Raw genomic sequence first — 19121 nt, 5'->3', positions numbered from 1 at the left:
TATACATTTATTATGACTTGTCTTATTGCATAAATCTAGAAAAGGGATGAAGAACATTGGATTCAAAGAGAATTACTACTGAAAATGATTTAAAAATAGCCTTTCATATCAGAAAAGAAGTATTTGTTGAGGAACAGGGTTTCCAATTAGAAATTGAATTTGATGAATTTGATGCACTTAATGCTTCTTCTGAACACATATTAGTCTATTATAATGAAAAACCAGTAGGAACTGGAAGGTTAAGAGTTGTTGATGGTTTAGGTAAATTGGAGAGAATTTGCATATTGGAGCCTTACCGTAAATTTGGCCTTGGAAAAATAATAATTAAAACGTTAGAAGAGATCGCAATGGAAAAGGAATTATCCAAGGTTAAATTACATGGACAGACACAGGCAGAGGGGTTTTATAAAAAACTCGGCTATCAGGCTTCATCCGATGTCTTTATGGAAGATGGCGGTCCACATCTTTTAATGATAAAAGAATTAATGAATGAATAAGTGTGTTAAATGTGAATAAAACAAACATTAACCTATATTTGAGGGGATCATGCTATTTACTATAGGTTGTTCTTTAACGATACAATCAGACCGTGGAACCTCACCATTTGCTGCCATTCTGGTCTGATTTTTTCCACACGATACTTTTAAGTTCGCTTAAAAGAAAGGAAGAAACCAGAATTTATGCTTCTACTACCTGCTTTAATAACAGGTCTTAGTATTGTTATACCAAAGTCGAACGTTTTTCTGACTCTTCAAAATAAAACGAAAGTTCAATCAACAAAAAGCGGATTTATATTTAGCAGTGAAAGTTCTCCGTCTTTCACAGTCATTGGGGCAGTGATATTTTTCATTTTGGCGAGGACAATTTTTTAAAACACCAACATTGGGCAATAGGAATAAGCACGAACAAGCCCTTAATAACATGGAATGTCATTAAGGGCTTGTAATATATTACACAACGGGTGCTGTTTCTGTTTCATGAACAAGCGGGTGAAGCGCCTGAGTTTCATCAATGTAAATAAAAGCATCATATCTATCTGACATTACAGAAGGTACATAGTTTCCATATTGTTCATATTCAGGTCTGTATACAACCCCAATCGCCCGATGTCCGATCCTATCTTGGAATAGCTGACGATTTTCATCAGTGAAAATGAGCAATTTATCATACGCCCCCGAAAGATGCATGGCCTCCTCCCAACTTCCATTAATTGCAGGGGGTACTGTTTTTATTTCAAGATCCTTGCCCCACTCATCTGCTGCAATAACAGTTCCTCTGTAGGTTCCGAATCCTGTGATAAATACATCCTCGGTTGGGTTTTGCTCACGAATGACCTGACCTACGTTAATCATCCCGGAATCTCTCATATCAGTAGCGCTGGCATCGCCAACATGGGTATTATGTTCCCATACAATCGCCTTGCCTTTTGAACCGTAAAAATCCATAATTTCATTAAGTGCATCCACCATATGCATATCTCGAATATTCCATGATTTATCATCATGTACCACCATTGTCCTGTAATAATTTTCTGCATTATACGCTACTAATGCATTCACTTGAAGATTCAAATTCAATTCTTCATGATGGGGGTATTTTTCTTTTTTTCGTTGTATCGTTGTCAGTAATTTGGCTACTTCCTCTATACAGTCTTCTGAAAAAATGCCTGCGGAAACTGCGTACTCCTCATTATTACGATTGAAAGGCTCAAAACATGTGAACGCCCGTCTTGCAGCTTCGAGGTCAGGCGAATCAATTTGTTTTAAGTAATGGATAACTTCATCCATGGATTCCCAGAGACTATAGATATCTATCCCATAAAATCCTACTTTTGTTTGATTTTGTCCAGACTCATTGTATTCTTTCATCCATTCAATCAAGTCTATCATTTCCTCGTTCGCCCACATCCAGGTCGGCCAGCGGTCAAAAATTTTAAGCACATCCTTTGCCGATTTAGATACTTGGTCATAGCCTTTAACATACCTATTAATTGCCTGGCATGCGGGCCAATCGCCTTCAACGGCTACAAAGGTGAACCCTTTTTCTTGAATCAGTTTTTTTGTTATTTCAACTCGGGCCGTGTAAAACTCGGATGTTCCATGCGATGCCTCTCCCAGCAAAACAAATTTTGAATTTTTGACTTGTTGAATGAGCTTATCCCAATCTGCTTCACTTTTAAGCTTGACTGATTGTTCGATTATTGACTGAACCAGATTATGATGCACTGTTTTTCCTCCTTGTTCTTTTACGAACATTATCGTTTGTATTCAGCATTATAAGAATTTGAACCTGCGTGTACTGACAGTAAAGTATCAGCGTATCCTACTAGACGATTTATAAGTTCATCACAAATTGAGTAAACCAGCTGAAAATTTTCTTCCTTAAATAGTATAGGATCATCCAGAATTACTGTCGTGTTAATGAACATATCTTTGTTTCCATATAGATTGTAGTGCACTATAGCCTTTCCAGCAGCTCCTTCAGTAATTGGATCATTAAAGCCTGGAATGAAAACAAACCATTCTTCAGCCGTAGCGGACCTGAAGTTTTTTGTAAAAGTCATTCGCTCGGTTACCTTCATGATCTTTTTTAACTCTTCCGGATTTATATCCTTGATCTTGTTCATCCCATTGCCACCCTTAACACCATGTTAATAATCTTCCGTTATATATTTTCCTTAAGGTACCCATCCTATAAATATTATTATGAAATAATCGAACACGGACACTGAAAAAGGGCCATTATATACATGAAACTTAACACAAGTAGACTTTTAATAAATGCCGATAATCATGGATCTTCCGCATATAAAAATTATTTTTTGGGTATCAAAAGAAAGAAGATAAATTCCTGGATTAGGTTGGACTGGTCTGGAGTGGAGGAGTTGCTCATGGAAAAGATGAATCGGGGAATTTTAACGGCGCTGTCGGCGATCGGCATTGCACAAGGACTGAAAATTTTAACGCATAATAAGCTGACAGGAAAGTGGGATTTGAAACAGGCTTTCTCAACAGGTGGCATGCCAAGTTCGCACTCTGCAGGTGTGGCCGCACTGGCATCTTATGTGGCAGCTAATAAAGGCTGGCTGCATACGGAAACATCGCTTGCGACAGTGTTCGGCGTAATTGTGATGTATGATGCTCAGGGGATTCGGCGCCATACAGGCGAAATTGCTAAGCTTGTGAATGATCTTGAAGATAATATGGCGAAATTTTCTGGAGAGTTTCCAAGCTTTGAGTATGTGGAGCGTGAGAAAGAACTGAATGAACTGCTCGGACATCAGCCTGTGGAAGTGGGAGCAGGTGCGCTGCTTGGAGTAGTACTTGGGCTAATTTCAGCTAAATTGGAGGATGGCAAGCCCTCTAGAATCAAACGGCTGATTACGGCGGGCAAGCCTTGATATTCTAGATCATGAAGTAAGGTATGTAAGGAACTAGGTAAGAAAGAGTCTAAATAAATCATCCAAGATTTATAAATTGCCAACAAATATAGATATTTTTAACATGTAACTACCTAAAAAGACTATCTCAGTAAGGCTTTTTCTTATAAATCCGGAAAAAATGAGTGTTAACTACTATTGATATTTATGAAAGTGACACTGTTTCTTCGACTAAGATTATCTTTAGTTGAAGAAACAGTATGAAAGGATCTCCAAATTGAAGATCCTTTTTTCATTAACTATAAAATCGATCTCTTAAGTAAGCTTGCAAAGTTTTTTCGCCAAACCACTTCCGTTCCGCGATTATTGTTTCACTAACGCACCTTTGATTCTATAAGAAAATAAAAAAACAGCGCGTTTTTTTGTTTTACTTAAATTTAAAAAGGAGTGTAAAAATCATTCCGTATCTTTCACTTTTTTTGTTTCATTTAGGTCTTGTAGCTCTTATTTTTCCACTTTCACCTAGCTCACGAGAAAACTCTTCATCAACACGATCCGGTTCTATTTTTAAGTTTTCGGGAGTTTGAGGTAACGCCTTTTTGCTGCTAGATGGTTTATGATTGTTTGATCTTCCCATTATATTGCCTCCTAACGAATTTTAATCTTTATTAGTATGGCTAAGAACCACATTTATATATCTTTAGATTTGCTCATGAACGAACATTTTTATCTTAAGAACAGTTTTTTGGAACAGCTCCTTCTTATACCACTTAACGCACCGAGTGTTGAAAAAGAAACCCTTTTCTTTGATGCAGATGGTCTTCAAACAGATGATATAACGTCCGATACTATTTATAAATTTTTTTTATCCCCCTCCTATAACGCTTCTTGTACCTCTATTTCCATCTCCAATAAGGCGTAACTCAAACTTTTCCCATGCGTATCCATACCGAGTGATATTGTAACCCCGCCAAGCAAAGCTTGATGGCAAACGAACTGAAGAGCAGCGATATTTGGAATCTCATATCGAAAAATTTCACCATCAACAATGTCCTTAAAATGTTGTTTTACTCTCTCGATTGTTACTTCTTTGCATAAAAGGGAATAGTCTTTTTCATGATATGGAATAAGCGAAAGCATCAAAATATTCCCTTTATCACCGGCGCGACTGTGGGCAAGCTCATATAGTTTTCTCTTCATGCAGTACACTCTCCTTTATTACAACATTCACTTCAATTTCTTCACGAGGAAGTAGAGAAGAAACAATTCCTAAAACTTCGTGTGTATACTTTCTTGCTCCTCCTCCACCGGCTGGCCCGTTTGTGTAAAGAGATTCAACCTCTTCACCAATTTTAGCGGCTTCGCTTAGACTTTGTGCTTTAGCTGCGACCCTTAGTCGGACTTCGTATGGTTCATTCCATTGTCCAAACGTATTCCGGTGTGTGGATGAAACACCGATATAATCAATCCGCAACTCATCAAAACTCTTCTCAAGTCTCGTTCTCATAATGTCTCCAGCTAGTTGTGCCCGTCCCCATGCATTTGAACCGGCATATGAAATTTCTCCTTCACCTATAAACCCTGCATGGTAACCGACGCTTACTTTTAACGTTTCCGGCCGTTTCTTTCCTTTCCCTCCTGTTACTTCAATTCGATTCGGCCCTGCCTCTCGAAGCTTTACTGACATAAAGTCTGCAATTACATCAGGTGTAATGTATTCGTTCGGATTTGTGACTTCATATAAAAGCTGTTCTTTCGCCGTCATTAGATTGATAACTCCACCTGTATTTGAAATTTTTGTAATCAAGGCAGAACCGTCTGCTCGTACCTCTGCATACGGAAATCCTAAGTTCTCCAAGTGTGGAACATCCTTTTTTCCAGGATCTGCGTAATAACCGCCAGCAATTTGACCACCGCATTCCAAAAGGTGGCCAATAATGGTGCCCTTTGCAATCAAATCTGTCTCGTCAATCGACCATCCGAAGTGGTGAACCATTGGCGCTAAAAATAAGGATGGATCCGCCACTCTCCCGGTCAGAATAATGTCTGCTTCTTTTTCTAACGCAGGTAAAATAGCTTCCACACCAAGATAGGCATTTGCCGATAAAATTGGGCCATACGAATGTAGAGGCTTATTTGTTTCCATAGTCCGGGCATCTGTATCCAGGAATGACGATACATCATCCCCTGTCACAGCCGCCACTTTGATAGAAAGACCTAGTCGTTGGGCAATTTCAATTACTTTTTCAGCGCCACTGACCGGGTTGGCTGCTCCCATATTTGTAATTAATCGCACACCATTTTGAATGAGTGTTGGAAGTAATAGCTCCATCCTCTTTTCAAGCAGCGGATCATAGCCTAATGAAGAATTCTCTTTTTTTCGCTTGTGCGCCAGCGCGATTGTCCGTTCCGCCAAACATTCCAACACTAGATAATCCAAATTCCCTTTTTCTGCAAGGAGTAGTGCGGGTTCCAACCGATCACCTGAAAATCCTGCACCTGAACCGATTCTAATCAACATAATCACCTCAAATTATAGTAATAGCTCCTGTTAGCAGGGCTACGATAGTCATGATAATCGTTGTTCCAAATGCCCATTTAAAAATAAAACGCTGATGATCCCCTAAATCGACGCCTGTCATTCCTATAAGAATAAACGTAGAGGCTGTTAATGGACTTAATGGGAAGCCGGTTGTCATTTGCCCCAGTATAGCTGCCCGGCCAATTTCAATGGGATCAATTCCAAAAGTAGAAGCGGTTTGACTAATGATAGGTAAGACTCCAAAATAGTAAGCATCCGGTGTAAAAACTAAACTTAGAGGCATGCTTGTTATAGCTGTCAAAATAGGTAAGTAGCCCGCCAGCGCTTCAGGAATAACCGACACCATAGAAAGCGCCATAGCATCAATCATTTTTGTTCCGGTCAAAATACCGGTAAAAATCCCCGCCGCAAAAATCATGGTCGAAACCATAACAACGTTGTTTGCATGACTTGTGATACGCTCCATCTGCTGTTTTTGGTTTGGGTAATTCACCAATAAAGCAATTGTAAAAGCAATAATAAATAAAGTAGGAAGTGGAAGCCATACTTTGATTAAAGCGATGAGAAGAATCAGTGTCAAAATTAGATTGAACCAAAAAAGTTGGGGGCGCTTAAATTCTAACGTCGTTGCCGCTAATTCTTGAAAAGCTATGTTGTCCTTTTCCTCCAAATCTATAATCCCCATTCTTTCCCTTTCTCTTTTTCCAAGTAAATAGGATGAAAACAACACCCATAGGATACCTGCAACCATAGCAGGTAAAATAGGATTAAATAGTTGAGCAGAAGTGACATTCAAAGTTGCCATCGCCCTTGCTGTTGGACCGCCCCATGGTGCAAGATTCATGACACCTGCGCCCAAAGCCACTACACCTGCTAAAATGAGAGGGTTCATCTTCAATCTCTTATAAAGAGGAAGTAAGGCGGAAACAGTAATCATAAAAGTAGAAGCACCATCCCCATCTAAGGATACAAGCATCGTGATAACGGCCGTGCCCACCACCACTTTTAAGGGATCTCCTTTCACGATAAGAAGCATCTTAGATACGATTGGATCAAACAAACCCGTGTCCATCATCAGCCCAAAATATAAAACAGCAAAAGCCACCATAATTCCGGTAGGAGCAACCTTTTCGATACCCGCTAGCATCATTTCTCCTATCCCCAAGCCAAATCCACCGATCAAAGCAAAAACGATTGGCACCAACACCAGAGCAATTAAGACTGATAAACGTTTTGTCATAATGAGGTAAAGGAAAACTCCTATTGTCAAGAAACCTAAAATAGCTAACATATAATCCCTCCCAATGAGTCGTAAATTGAATGTTTACTGACATAGCTCAGATGAAAAGATTTTTCCACGAGGCATATTCACCAAGGATTTCATTGCCCTTTCTATAAGAGTTTTGCTGTGTACTATACTTTTGCAAGAACCATGCCTAAACAAAGAAAGTAATATTTAAATTATTATTGCAGTTTGATTTTCTTGGGTGTTTGTTCACTCTAATGCTGATTTATCAGTTATTTAAGTACTCATTTAAAAATTTTAAAAACAAAAAAAAGAAAGCACTTTGTTGCTAGCGCTTTCATTTATAGTGGATTCAAATTCTAATTCTTTAGAAAATATTACTAAGATTCTCAAATAAATTACTTTATCCCCTAATTCTATAGCCTTGGTTGATTTCTAATTTTTTAGAAATCAATGGATATTATTCTAATTTTTTAGAAATCGCTTTAAATAATACGGTATTTTTTCATTTTATTATATAAGGTTGCCAAGGACACCCCTAGAGAATTTGCGGTTTTTTTTCTTCCTTCCATATCATTTCCAAACTGCCCCAAAATTTCTTGAATGAATTTTGATTCTGCTTCTTCCGTTATGTCCTTTAGTGTTTGACCGTTTGGTTTTAGAGTAGAATCTAAGCGATTCAATTCGAGCTTCATCAATACATCAGGTAGGTGTTGGATCTTTATCTCCATACTTTCTGCCATACAAGTTGCATAGTCGATCACATTTCTCAATTCTCGAACATTGCCAGGCCATTCATATGAGCGTAAAAATTCTAAAGTTTGTTCGTCAATAGTGTACATAGAACCTTCCTTAGATGGAGTTAATGACGAACGAAGCAATGAATGAACCAGTTCAGGGATATCCTCTCTTCGTTCTCGAAGAGGTGCTATCTTTAAACCTATAACATTAAGTCTATAAAACAAATCTCCGCGAAAATGATTTTTATTTACAAGCTGTTGTAGATCACGGTGTGTAGCGGCAATAATCCTGACATCAATATTTCGCTCTTCTGTTTCTCCTACTCTTCTGATCTTACTTTCTTGTAACACCCTGAGTAACTTAGCCTGAAGATCATATGACATATCACCAATTTCATCCAAAAAGAGCGTACCCTGGTCTGCCATTTCAAATAAACCGATTTTACCGCCTTTTTTTGCATTGGTAAAGGCCCCATCTCCATAGCCGAATAACTCACTTTCTAATAAAGATGGTGGAATAGACGCACAATTAACTGGAATAAAAGGCTTATTACCACGATGGCTTTTATGATGAATAGCCTGTGCGAATAATTCTTTTCCTGTTCCGCTCTCGCCGATAATTAAAATTGGATAGTTGGAATCGGAAACCCGTTTTGCCACATACACAACGTCCTTCAACCCGCCATCTTTTCCGATGATGTCATCAAAAGTGTATTTTACTTGATAAAGCGAATTCATCTGCTTTTTAAGCTGCCGGACTTTCTCGTTTTGTTTTTGAAGTTCAATTGACAATTTATGAACTTCAGTTAAACTTTTGCAGACGGACACAGCGCCAACAACCTGTTCATTGAGAATAATTGGAGCCATATCGACCACATATTCTCGGTCTTTTGTCTTTCGGTAGACTCCAACACGACACTGACAATCTTTTAGTGTTTTTGTAAGTTGCGCTCCGGGCCGATATTTTACCAGTGGCTTCCCTATGATTTCAGCAGTAACACCAGTAATACGTGTATATTCAGGATTGATCATCCTTACATACCCATTATGATCAATCACTAAAACACCATCATTGATTGATTCTATAATTGCTTTCCACCAGCCTATGCTATTATCACTAATTGAAGCATTGTTTTTATTATTTGATTGCTCTTTCAAGGAATTAACTCCTTTCACCCTTATAGTCCATATTTCAGCTTTTTCCGCCTGGATCATTTCTTTAATTTTATCTCTAAACTGCCCATTCGTGGTAATTTGCTTTGTGGTTGTTATGTGTCACTTGGCATGTCTGGAGAGGTTAGTCGCTGCCAACCATTGACCATAATAAGAAATGGACGTTGTGCGTCTATTTGTCATTGTGTGCAATCTTATTGACTACCTTTGTTTTTGAATCGTTTTATCTTTGTGTACCAGTATGCATAAATAGGCTTTTAAGGATTTGACTTGGAGCGTCTGGGGGGACGATTTGTCTTGAAAGACTGAAGAGGCAGTTATTTCAAGAAACAGCCAATCCTATCATAAAGTCCAATCAATGTGTACGTTGAATATGATAGATTTACTTTAAATATTGTCTCAACTAAATCAGCCATTTTTCTACCCTAAAACTACGTTGAACCCGGTGGTAAATCATATTATAGCTAATCGGGTTTTTATAGAAAGTCTTGACTGGCGTTTTAATCCGGTTCAAGATCGACTAACTCAATGATATAGAAGCGATATAGAAGCGAAAATGACCTAAGCCTCTCTGCATCTTAGAAAGGCTTAGGTCACTTTATGTGCAAAATCAATTCTTCCGAGACATTTTCATTGCGAATGAATACATATCCGATCGGAATAACCCTTTATAATATTCTACTAAGTTACCATCAGAATCAAAAATCATTCGTTCTGTGATCAGCAAGCACATCGTTTCGGCTATACCTAAATGTTCTGCATCTTCTTTTGTTGGGAAGCCGCAGGTTATGATTTGTTCCGCTTCACAAAAGTCAATGTTTAGATCACCTTCGAGTGCATCATACAATACGGTTGTACTTAAATCGAATTTCGTCAATTTTTTTCCTAGGTCCAAAGAATAATAATGCAATTCTATGGCTATTGGGACATCCCCCTGCAACCGCAACCTTTTAATATGATAAGATTCATCCTCAAACCCATTTGCATCAGCTATATTTTCAGGTGTCATTACACGGCCATGATTCAGTAGTTCAATGCCCATGCTTTTAGTGGTTTCCGTAAAACTTATCATCTTAAGCCATTCTTGTACAGGTTTAAGGGAAACGAACGTTCCCTTACCATGCCTTTTTTCCAATATCCCCTCACGAACCAGAATGGATACTGCTTCCCGCACAGTGCTCCTGCTGACAGAATACATATCCATGAGTTCCCTTTCACTCGGGATTTTATCTTTATAATAACCTTCCAAAATCTGATTTTCCAATATGGTTTTCAATTGAGCATGTAAAGGGATTGGATTTTTAAAGTCTAACTCCATAAAATTTCCTCCAAACAGAAAAAGACATCATAATGTTCGTATCAGTTATTATATTGTAAACCAAATAATTATAATATTCAAACATGCTGACGGCCGATTTTTTCCTTAAATTAGTATTTTACCATTTTTCCACTCCTTCTTTTCCAATAAAACGTTTCTTTAGATGAAAAAAACCTGAATAGATTTAAGTATTCAGGGCTTATCCTATATGCAACCTTTATCACGTTTCAGGCATATTTAATGGGCAAAAATAGTAAAGCTTATCTATTAAACGATAAAGTACGAGATTATCGAGAGCAGCAAAGAGGTTATGGTCATGGCTAAAAGAGGACGCATGGCTTTTGTCCGCAGTGCCTGCAGGCTAACATTCAGTCCAAGACCGATCATGGCCATTGTCAATATAAATGTAGTCGATTTGGAAATACCATCCATTACGAGAGTAGACACCGTGATATACTTTCCAAACACATAACTTCCTATTAGACTCATGATTATAAAACCGACGAGAAACCATGGAAAATCAATTTTGGCATCATGGCCCATTTTCCCGGATGTGCGTTTTTTCATCCAATACATAAAAATGAAACATAATGGGATAAGTAAAAAGACACGGCCCAATTTTGCAAGAAGTGCAATCGCTAGCGCATCTTCACCAGCCGGCGCTCCCGCCAATGCAACATGCGCGATTTCATGAAGACTGATCCCAGACCAAATTCCATAATCCAAAGCAGATAACGGAAGGATCGGACGTAAAAGTGTATAAACAATGGAGAAAAGTGTTCCCATTAACGCGATTATCCCGACGCCTATTGCTGTATCTTCTTCCTTCGCTTTCACGATAGGAGATATTGCCGCGATGGCAGCTGCACCGCATATCCCAGTTCCAACAGCAAGAAGAAGGGAAATGGAGGCATCTGCCTTAAACCACTTTGCAATCAGGACCATCACGACTATTGCAAAAGTCACTGTTCCTATGTCACGTACCAACAATGGCAGACCCTGATTGAAAATCACATCGATATTTAATTTCAACCCGTATAAAATAATGGCAAAACGCAAAAGTTTTTTTGCGGAAAATTCTATTCCTGTCCTGAACTTTTCTGGATATCCCGCAATTTGTCGATAAATCACGGCAATGATGATCGAGCAAGCAAGTGGACCGATTCGATTGAATCCTGCAATCTTGGACAGCCCCAAGCCTAAGAGGGCAATAAAAAAGGTGAATGCGATACCGCTCAGCCACAAAACCACCCTGTTTTGAAGCAACTTTTGCTGCTCTTGTGGTGTTTCTTCCAGTGGCTCATATTTTTGTAATTCCATATATTCCTTCCCCCTTTCCAGATAAACTAAAGCCCAGATTACGTATCATCCCAACCTTTCAATCATTTGAAAAAAACGGTTTCATCTATATTGGTAGGTGAATTCCCTTTGATAAAGCACTCGGATTTCTTTAAAAAAGGCAAGCTTGGATTTTGATTCCCCCACAATTCAGAAACTGCCAGGGTCTGGGAACGATGGGCCCTTAAGGCACGGATCTTTTTCTGTAATGTCCCTGCTATATTCACTCTTTCGATACTGCTCATCCCGTTTTCCTTTATCCATTCATCATAAAAAGCATGCCAAAGGACAAAGTACAGACTTTGAACCTTAAAAGCTGAAAATACTGGATCTGGATAAAAATCGGGATCACCGGATTTTAGAAAAGCAAATTCGGCAGCACGGCCTATCGCACAATGGTCTGGATGCCCCCCATATTTCCCGTGGAATGTTACTAGTGCATCCGGTTGAACTTCACGAATCACCTTTACGATTCTCACCGCCAATAAATCGAAGCATTCAAATTCAATCGTTTTATCCCTTACGTTTAAAAATCGCAGGTCGCTTATCCCCAATTCTTCACAAGCTCTTTTTAACTCCTCTACCCTTAGTTTAGGCAATGCCTCCCTTGTTGTAATGATGGGATTTCCCATGCGCCTGCCCATTTCACCTTTTGTCGCACATAGTAATGTAATATGAACACCTCGTTCAGACATTTTGGCAATTGTACCGCCACACAGGAATGACTCATCATCGGGATGTGCAAGAACCACCAATAACCTATGTTGTGATTGCATATTTCCTCCTACTTCGGAATCTCCAGTTTTCCCCCTGTTAGACCCACCATGAAAAAATGGACATGGATGTCATAACGGTTAGACATATCATGCCCATCTTCATTTTTCGTCTCTATATATTGTCCCTAAAGCTCAATCATCTATTTTTATTAACATAATTGATATAAAACGGATTTAACCGTTTCTATGACAAAGCGAAGATCTTCAACGGTCGAAGATAAAGGGGGTGCAATGATCAATACATTTCCATATCCAGGAACTGTATCACCATTACGGCCGATGATAAGACCCTTTTCCTTGCAAGCCCCGATTATTTTACCCATGAACTCATCGGAAACAGGCGTTTTTGTCTTTTTATCTTCCACTAATTCAATGCCATATAAAAACCCGACTCCCCGAACTTCCCCTACTTTATCCAGGGCTGTCAATTCAAAGAGCTCACTTAGTGTCGATTCACTAAGCTCAGATACACGTTGAACGATTTTTTCATTTTCCAAGATTTCAATGTTCTTTAGCGCAACTGCGCAAGATGCAGGGTGGCCTCCATATGTTGACACATGCCTGAAATGATTTAAATTTCCGTTCTCTTTGAATTTCTCATAAATCCTCGAATTCACCGCCGTTGCTCCAAGGGGAAGATAACCGCTGGTCAACCCCTTTGCCATTGTAACAATATCCGGTTGAACCCCATCGGAGTGCATGAACCCAAACATTTTTCCAGTTCTTCCAAAACCTGAAACCACTTCATCCACAATTAAAAGAACATCATGCTTCTTACAGATTTCCGAAACCCTCGTTAAGTATTCTTTCGAAGGAATAAGGACACCGCCACCAGAGATGAATGGTTCAAGAATAACACCAGCTACCGTTTCAGCCCCTTCAAAATTAATGACCTGATCGATATATTCAGCTGCAAGCAAATCTGAGCTTTCAACGTTTTCCCCAAACGGACTCCGATAACTATACGGCGGAGGCACATGCAGGAAGCCTGGAACCGCAGGATCATATTTCACTCTCCGATTTGCCTGTGCGGTTGCGCTTAGCGCGCCAAAAGTATTGCCATGATAAGCTCTGTACCTTGAGATGAATTTGTATTTACCCTGATTGCCGTTTTGGGAATGATATTGCCTGGCTATTTTAAAAGCTGTCTCATTCGCCTCAGAGCCGCTGTTCGTAAAAAACGTTGTGTAGGAGCCCTTTAAATGTTCGCTTATTTTTGCAGATAATTCGATTGCCGGCTGATGGCTTAACGTTAAAGGGAAATAAGATAAGTTAATCATTTGTTCATAGGCTGCCTGCGCAATCTCTTTTCGCCCGTGACCCAGGTTCAAGCACCATAAACCGGAAACCCCATCTAGATATTTATCACCTTTAGTATCTGTGAACCATGAGCCGGATCCTTCTGTAGCCATCATGGGAGCATCCTTCTCATTATAGCGATGCATCGCATGCCATAAATGGTCTTTATCCATTTGAACAAGGTCTTTCGTTTCAGTTTCCATCTTCACAATTGAAACCCCCTTATTTTTCATCGAACGCAATTAAGTTAAGTTCCCATGCTGTTACAGACCTCATTGGTGATGGTGCGATGACCAAAATAAGTCATCGCACCTGTCATATCACCTTTTACCGCCATTATTTATCCCAGTTTTTATGATCTAGATGTGAATATTTTTCTAATAATCTAGTAGGCATTTTTAATGCATCTTTTCTAAATGGAGGAGCTAATTGTGTTCCATCCACTTGTATATCAATGACCGTCGGTTTGTTTGATTTTATTGCTTCTTCAATGACAGTGCCTAACTCCTCAGGTTTTTCCACTCTAATACCAACAGCACCCATTGACCGGGCAACTTCTGCGAAATCAGGATTTTGGATATCCGCCCCTACAAAACGATTATTATAAAAATCGACCTGATTCTTTTTCTCTGCACACCATGCATTATTATTGAACACACATGCTATGACCGGTATGTTTTCTTCAACGGCCGTACTCACTTCATGTAAGCTCATGCCCCACGCGCCATCTCCAACAATGGCTAAAACAGGCGTGTTCGGTTCAGCTAACTTGGCACCAAGTGCAGATGGGTAAGCAAATCCCGTGTTCCCGAATGTAAGCGCAGCGATATGCCTGCGGCTTTGATTGAATTTTAAGTAAGCGTTTGCAGTTGACGATACATTACCGATATCCGTAGTAACGATGGCATTTTCAGGCAACACTTTAGTCAATTCCAAAAGGGCTCGACGCGGATTGATCGGCGTTCCTTCGATCATCGCAAGTTTCACCAATTCTTCTTCCCATTTTTGTTTTTCATTCGTTACCTCGACCATCCGCTTTTTTTCTTGTTTTAGGTTAGGTTTATTAGCCTTCAACCGTTTCAAGATTTCATGGCTCGCTTCACGGGCATCTCCGATGATCCCGACTTCCACAGGGTGTGTCCTCGCTATTTGCCTTGGATTAATATCTATTTGGATGATTTGTGCATCCTTAGGGAAATAATCAATGTCATAGCATGGTAACGTTCCAAAAACCGATAATCTTGTACCGACCGCCAAGATGACGTCCGCTTTCTTTAGTGTATTCATGGCTGCCTTCGAACCCATGTAACCGATTGGGCCGACTGACAATGGATGATCTGCAGGAAAGGCATCATTATGCATATAGGAGACAGCTACCGGAGCTGTTAAATATTCTGCAATATTCTTAATTTCCTCAATGCCATCTGAATCGACCGTTCCCCTACCGGAAATAATGACAGGATACTCAGCCTCAGCTAAGATTTCTGCCGCTCTATCCAAGGATGCAGAAGATCCGCAGCCACGTTCATCTACGCGATATTGATGTGGTTGTAGTATTTGATCTTCCACTTCACCATAGAAGTAATCACGGGGGATATCGAATAAAACCGGTCCCCTCTCGGCATAGGCAATCCGGAATGCTGTCCTAAGGCAATCAGCGACCCGACCTGGGTGTGTCACTCTAACCGTTTCCTTAGTGATGGCCTTGAAGATGGAAACCTGATCACATTCTTGAAATCCATCCCATCCAACCGTTGGTGTACCAGCAGATGGTGATATGACCACCATTGGAGTATGAGCTTGATTGGCCGCTGCAACAGAGGTGACCATATTCGTCATTCCAGGTCCGTTTTGTCCGATGACGACTCCTGCAACACCAGAGACACGACAATAGGCATCTTCCATATGTGCTGCACTTTGTTCATGGCGGACACCAATGAAACGGATGCCTGCAGTTGGCAATAAATCAAGCATATCCATGAAAGCGGATCCCAGAATTCCCGAGATATGTTTAACTCCCTCGGCCACTAATGTCTCAACGATGGCTTCACTTGGTGTCATTTTAACTTTCGTTCCTCTTAACATTTTTGTTTCGACCATAGCACATTCTCCTTAATTATAGTTATTTCTGATAATGACGTTGCGACGTCCGTACCAGTTATAAGTTGTATAATACTACCATTGGATGAAACAGTCAATAAATAAATTGAATATTTTGAATTTATTTCACATCTCTAGCCATCATAGTCACTAACTCATGTATTTGAAGCGTTTTTTAACCAATAAATATATCCTTTTTTTCTGTCAATCTGTAATTGATCCTATCGATGATTTCCAATAAATCACCTATTTCATCAATTACGAAATCAGCTCCTGCATTCCAAAAACGATTTTCTGCATGTTTCATCCTTTTTTGCAGATCATATGGGTCCATTTCGTTGATTTCCGCTTCTGAAAGGCCGATTTCACTGCCGCCTTTCAATACGGCAACAGTCCACATTCCCGCAGAAATGCCTTCTTTGATGTCACTGATCGTATCGCCGACTTTAACGATTTTGCTGAGTGGATACACTTGGAGATTCATCGCCGTCTTAAAGCACATCCAAGGGGCAGGCCTTCCTGCAGGCACTTCGTTAGACGCAACGATGGAATCTGGTTGATAGCCCCATTTTTCCGCCTCTTGTTTAACAACATCAATCATTTCACGAGTATACCCGGTCGTCGAACCGATTTTTATTCCTTGCTGCCTTAAACGGCTGACTAATTCAATTACGCCTGGCATCGGTTTGGCATTTTCCTTTAGAACCTTAAAAAGCAAAGCCTCAAAATCCATATATAATGATTTTAGATCCTTTTCGTCCGGTTCTTTCCCGAATTTAGCAATCCATAAATTGGAGATTCGTTTCATTTTCAGGAGTTCCATTATATGATCCATTTTCAATAAACCCATAGGTTCCCTTGCTTCCTTAACGGTAATATCTATTCCCCTTATCCTGAATATCTCGACGAATGCTTGGGCCGGTGCAAAACAACCATAATCCACCGTCGTTCCTGCCCAATCAAAGATCACTGCCTGAACCTCTTTGCATTCTTTTGCACTTTCCAACCTATGTTCCCTCCTCATCCTTACCCCTATAAAATCACAAACTTGCTAAACCCATAAATTCCCCACTGGTGATAACCTGGGTATAAAGAGAATTCATTTCACTTTTTCCAAAAATAACTGTAAATCTTCTTTAGTAGCCTCAGAGAGACGTTTCATTTTTTCAAGGTCCTTATCCGCATTCCCGGACTCCCCAATTAATGGGTAAAGGTTTTTCTCAATCCGTTCATACCAATCGGGGTATTCATCTTCCACTTGCTTTTCTATCGAATCCCATGTAGAACTGATCTCTTTGCCCATTTCTTGAATTTCCCCTGAATCCGCCTCTGCACTTATTTCTGATTCCAATCCTTTTATGGATTGAATCACATCGCCGACACCTTTTTTAATAACCTCTGCATTTTGGGTTTCACCCGTATTTGAATCCGGATTTTCATTCATGGCTGGACTTTTTTCTTGTTGAGCCTCGTCCGGTTCACTTGAATTGCTGCAGCCTGACAGCAACATGGCTCCAAGGATAACCCCACTAGTCATTACACGGAAACCATTCAACATAATCCCTCCTTCATGATTTAAAAGACAGATGGCGCCAAGCACCTGTTGGTACAGCTCTCTTTTTCTATGGGAGTCATATTCTAGCTGATTAGTGATTGAAGAATTTTGTCTGAGGAGTTCCATAGAAGTAAATGAAGCATTGCCTTAAAATGGTATAGAGCAAAAGCTATAGTTTTTCAGAATTAGGGGAACCAGAAATAATATTTAATTCATTCTCCATATACTTCGCCCTTTTTCGCCGAAGGAAAAAGAATGAACAGATAACGATCAAGCTAAATAGCATGGTAAAGATAAACTGTGGACGTTGCGAATCGATAAATGCCATTAATATCAACACGGAAATCATGGAAAGTATGGTTACATAAGTCAAATAAGGGAATAACCACATTTTGATCTTGAAAATTCCGGGATTTTCTTTCTCCATTCTCTTCCTTAATCTGAGATGGGAAACCGCAATGGCCAGATAAACAAGAATTCCCACTCCACCCGAGGAATTCACTAAAAAGAAAAAGATTTTATCAGGTGAGACATAACTGAAAATGGTGCTGATAAAAGCAAATAATGTAGAGCCGACGACAGCTAATATAGGGACACCGTTCTTGCTCACTTTTGAAAATAACTTTGGGGCATCGCCCTTTTGTGCAAGTGAAAATAACATGCGTGAACTCGTATATAAACCCGAATTCAAACAAGAAAGCAAGGCAATGAGAATCACTATATTCATGATCAGGGCAGCAGAAGGGATTCCCATCATTTCAAGTACGGCAACAAATGGACTTTTCAGCAGGGAAGCCGAATTCCAAGGTAATAGCGTCACTAGAATAGCGATGGACCCAATATAGAAAATCAGGATTCGCCATACTACACTATTCAATGCACTTCTAACTGACTTTACCGGATCACTTGTTTCACCCGCGGCAATCGCTGGAATCTCCACTCCAACAAATGCATGAAATACAATTGCGACGCCAACAAGTACAGAACTTAGCCCATTTGGTATAAAACCGCCGAAATTCAAAAGATTGGAAGCACCAGGTGGTTTTATCGTTGGGATAAACCCTAATATCACTGCTACACCCAGGCACAAAAATAGTATGATACTGATTATTTTAATGATTGAAAACCAGTACTCGAACTCACCAAACGATTTTACGGAAAAAATATTCGTCAGTTTCAATAGGATAATCAAAGATAGACTTATGACCCAGACGGGAACGGAAGGAAGCCAGCTGTGTATGATTGCAGCTCCCGCTGTTGCTTCCAAGGCAATGACGATAACCCAAAAGAACCAATATAACCAACCTGTTGTAAAACCGGCCCATTCACCAATCCCCTCTCTTGCATAAACGGCAAAAGATCCAGTATTGGGATTCACTGTGGCCATTTCCCCAAGCATCCTCATGACTAGAACAACGATCAAGCCTGCCAAAACATATGATAATATCGCCCCGGGGCCCGTTTGACCAATAATGATACCGCTTCCTACGAATAAACCAGCGCCTATGACACCACTTAAGGATATCATCGTTAAATGTCTTTGTTTCAGGCCTGGTTTCAGTTCTTCCTGTTGATGTTTCATATCCTCCACCAACTTTCAATATTTTGGGGAATCAACTAAAATAATCGCTACTTGCATGTAAAAACAAGCTTTT

17 protein-coding genes are annotated in these 19121 nt (G+C 39.8%); 2 read left to right on the top strand and 15 right to left on the bottom strand.

Annotation, left to right across the window (positions count from 1 at the left end):
- Nucleotides 1-56 precede the first annotated feature (56 nt).
- Nucleotides 57-497, top strand: coding sequence for a GNAT family N-acetyltransferase (locus QNH43_RS11665; RefSeq protein WP_283917948.1), 441 nt, complete (start codon nt 57-59; stop codon nt 495-497).
- Nucleotides 498-950: 453 nt separating this feature from the next.
- On the opposite strand, the gene QNH43_RS11660 is transcribed toward QNH43_RS11665, so the two are convergent.
- A complete protein-coding gene (locus QNH43_RS11660; protein ID WP_283917947.1) occupies nt 951-2225 on the bottom strand; it encodes an erythromycin esterase family protein in 1275 nt (424 codons plus the stop codon).
- A gap of 29 nt (nt 2226-2254) precedes the next feature.
- Nucleotides 2255-2626: a hypothetical protein gene (locus QNH43_RS11655; RefSeq protein ID WP_283917946.1), complete on the bottom strand. Its 372-nt coding sequence runs from the start codon at nt 2624-2626 to the stop codon at nt 2255-2257.
- Between the two features lie 264 nt (nt 2627-2890).
- Here QNH43_RS11655 and QNH43_RS11650 point away from each other — a divergent pair, with 264 nt between their 5' ends.
- Nucleotides 2891-3400: a divergent PAP2 family protein gene (locus tag QNH43_RS11650; RefSeq protein ID WP_283918342.1), complete on the top strand. Its 510-nt coding sequence runs from the start codon at nt 2891-2893 to the stop codon at nt 3398-3400.
- 463 nt (nt 3401-3863) lie between these two features.
- Here the strand turns inward: QNH43_RS11650 and QNH43_RS11645 are convergent, their stop codons facing one another.
- From QNH43_RS11645 to QNH43_RS11585, 13 genes are all read right to left on the bottom strand, one after another.
- A complete protein-coding gene (locus QNH43_RS11645) occupies nt 3864-4016 on the bottom strand; it encodes a YfhD family protein (RefSeq protein WP_076368975.1) in 153 nt (50 codons plus the stop codon).
- Between the two features lie 239 nt (nt 4017-4255).
- Nucleotides 4256-4579 (bottom strand): AtuA-related protein, encoded by a 324-nt coding sequence (locus tag QNH43_RS11640; protein ID WP_283917945.1) that lies wholly within the window; start codon nt 4577-4579, stop codon nt 4256-4258.
- The gene (locus QNH43_RS11635; protein WP_349654812.1) at nt 4560-5900 is read right to left on the bottom strand and encodes an acyclic terpene utilization AtuA family protein; all 1341 of its coding nucleotides are present in this window, start codon (nt 5898-5900) and stop codon (nt 4560-4562) included. The genes QNH43_RS11640 and QNH43_RS11635 overlap by 20 nt, the downstream gene beginning before the upstream one ends.
- 7 nt (nt 5901-5907) lie before the next feature.
- Nucleotides 5908-7212 (bottom strand): CitMHS family transporter, encoded by a 1305-nt coding sequence (locus QNH43_RS11630; RefSeq protein WP_283917944.1) that lies wholly within the window; start codon nt 7210-7212, stop codon nt 5908-5910.
- A gap of 440 nt (nt 7213-7652) precedes the next feature.
- Nucleotides 7653-9065, bottom strand: coding sequence for a sigma-54 interaction domain-containing protein (locus tag QNH43_RS11625; RefSeq protein ID WP_283917943.1), 1413 nt, complete (start codon nt 9063-9065; stop codon nt 7653-7655).
- Nucleotides 9066-9690: 625 nt separating this feature from the next.
- The gene (locus tag QNH43_RS11620; protein ID WP_283917942.1) at nt 9691-10398 is read right to left on the bottom strand and encodes a GntR family transcriptional regulator; all 708 of its coding nucleotides are present in this window, start codon (nt 10396-10398) and stop codon (nt 9691-9693) included.
- Between the two features lie 267 nt (nt 10399-10665).
- A complete protein-coding gene (locus tag QNH43_RS11615) occupies nt 10666-11718 on the bottom strand; it encodes a YeiH family protein (RefSeq protein WP_283917941.1) in 1053 nt (350 codons plus the stop codon).
- A gap of 62 nt (nt 11719-11780) precedes the next feature.
- Nucleotides 11781-12512 carry a PIG-L deacetylase family protein gene (locus QNH43_RS11610; protein WP_283917940.1) on the bottom strand — a complete coding sequence of 244 codons (732 nt, stop codon included), beginning with the start codon at nt 12510-12512 and terminating at the stop codon, nt 11781-11783.
- A gap of 149 nt (nt 12513-12661) precedes the next feature.
- Nucleotides 12662-14014 carry an aminotransferase gene (locus tag QNH43_RS11605; protein ID WP_283918340.1) on the bottom strand — a complete coding sequence of 451 codons (1353 nt, stop codon included), beginning with the start codon at nt 14012-14014 and terminating at the stop codon, nt 12662-12664.
- Nucleotides 14015-14147: 133 nt separating this feature from the next.
- Complete coding sequence (gene xsc, locus QNH43_RS11600) at nt 14148-15911, bottom strand: sulfoacetaldehyde acetyltransferase (RefSeq protein WP_283917939.1); 1764 nt, start codon at nt 15909-15911, stop codon at nt 14148-14150.
- A 175-nt stretch (nt 15912-16086) separates the two neighbouring features.
- Nucleotides 16087-16917, bottom strand: a complete 831-nt coding sequence (phnX, locus tag QNH43_RS11595; protein WP_283917938.1) for a phosphonoacetaldehyde hydrolase — start codon at nt 16915-16917, stop codon at nt 16087-16089.
- Between the two features lie 93 nt (nt 16918-17010).
- Nucleotides 17011-17466: a hypothetical protein gene (locus tag QNH43_RS11590; RefSeq protein ID WP_283917937.1), complete on the bottom strand. Its 456-nt coding sequence runs from the start codon at nt 17464-17466 to the stop codon at nt 17011-17013.
- Between the two features lie 169 nt (nt 17467-17635).
- Nucleotides 17636-19048: an amino acid permease gene (locus QNH43_RS11585; RefSeq protein WP_283917936.1), complete on the bottom strand. Its 1413-nt coding sequence runs from the start codon at nt 19046-19048 to the stop codon at nt 17636-17638.
- Nucleotides 19049-19121: the final 73 nt, after the last annotated feature.

The organism is Peribacillus simplex (assembly GCF_030123325.1).
Lineage (GTDB): Bacteria > Bacillota > Bacilli > Bacillales > DSM-1321 > Peribacillus > Peribacillus simplex_D.
This window is presented reverse-complemented; position numbering and strand designations above follow the sequence as displayed.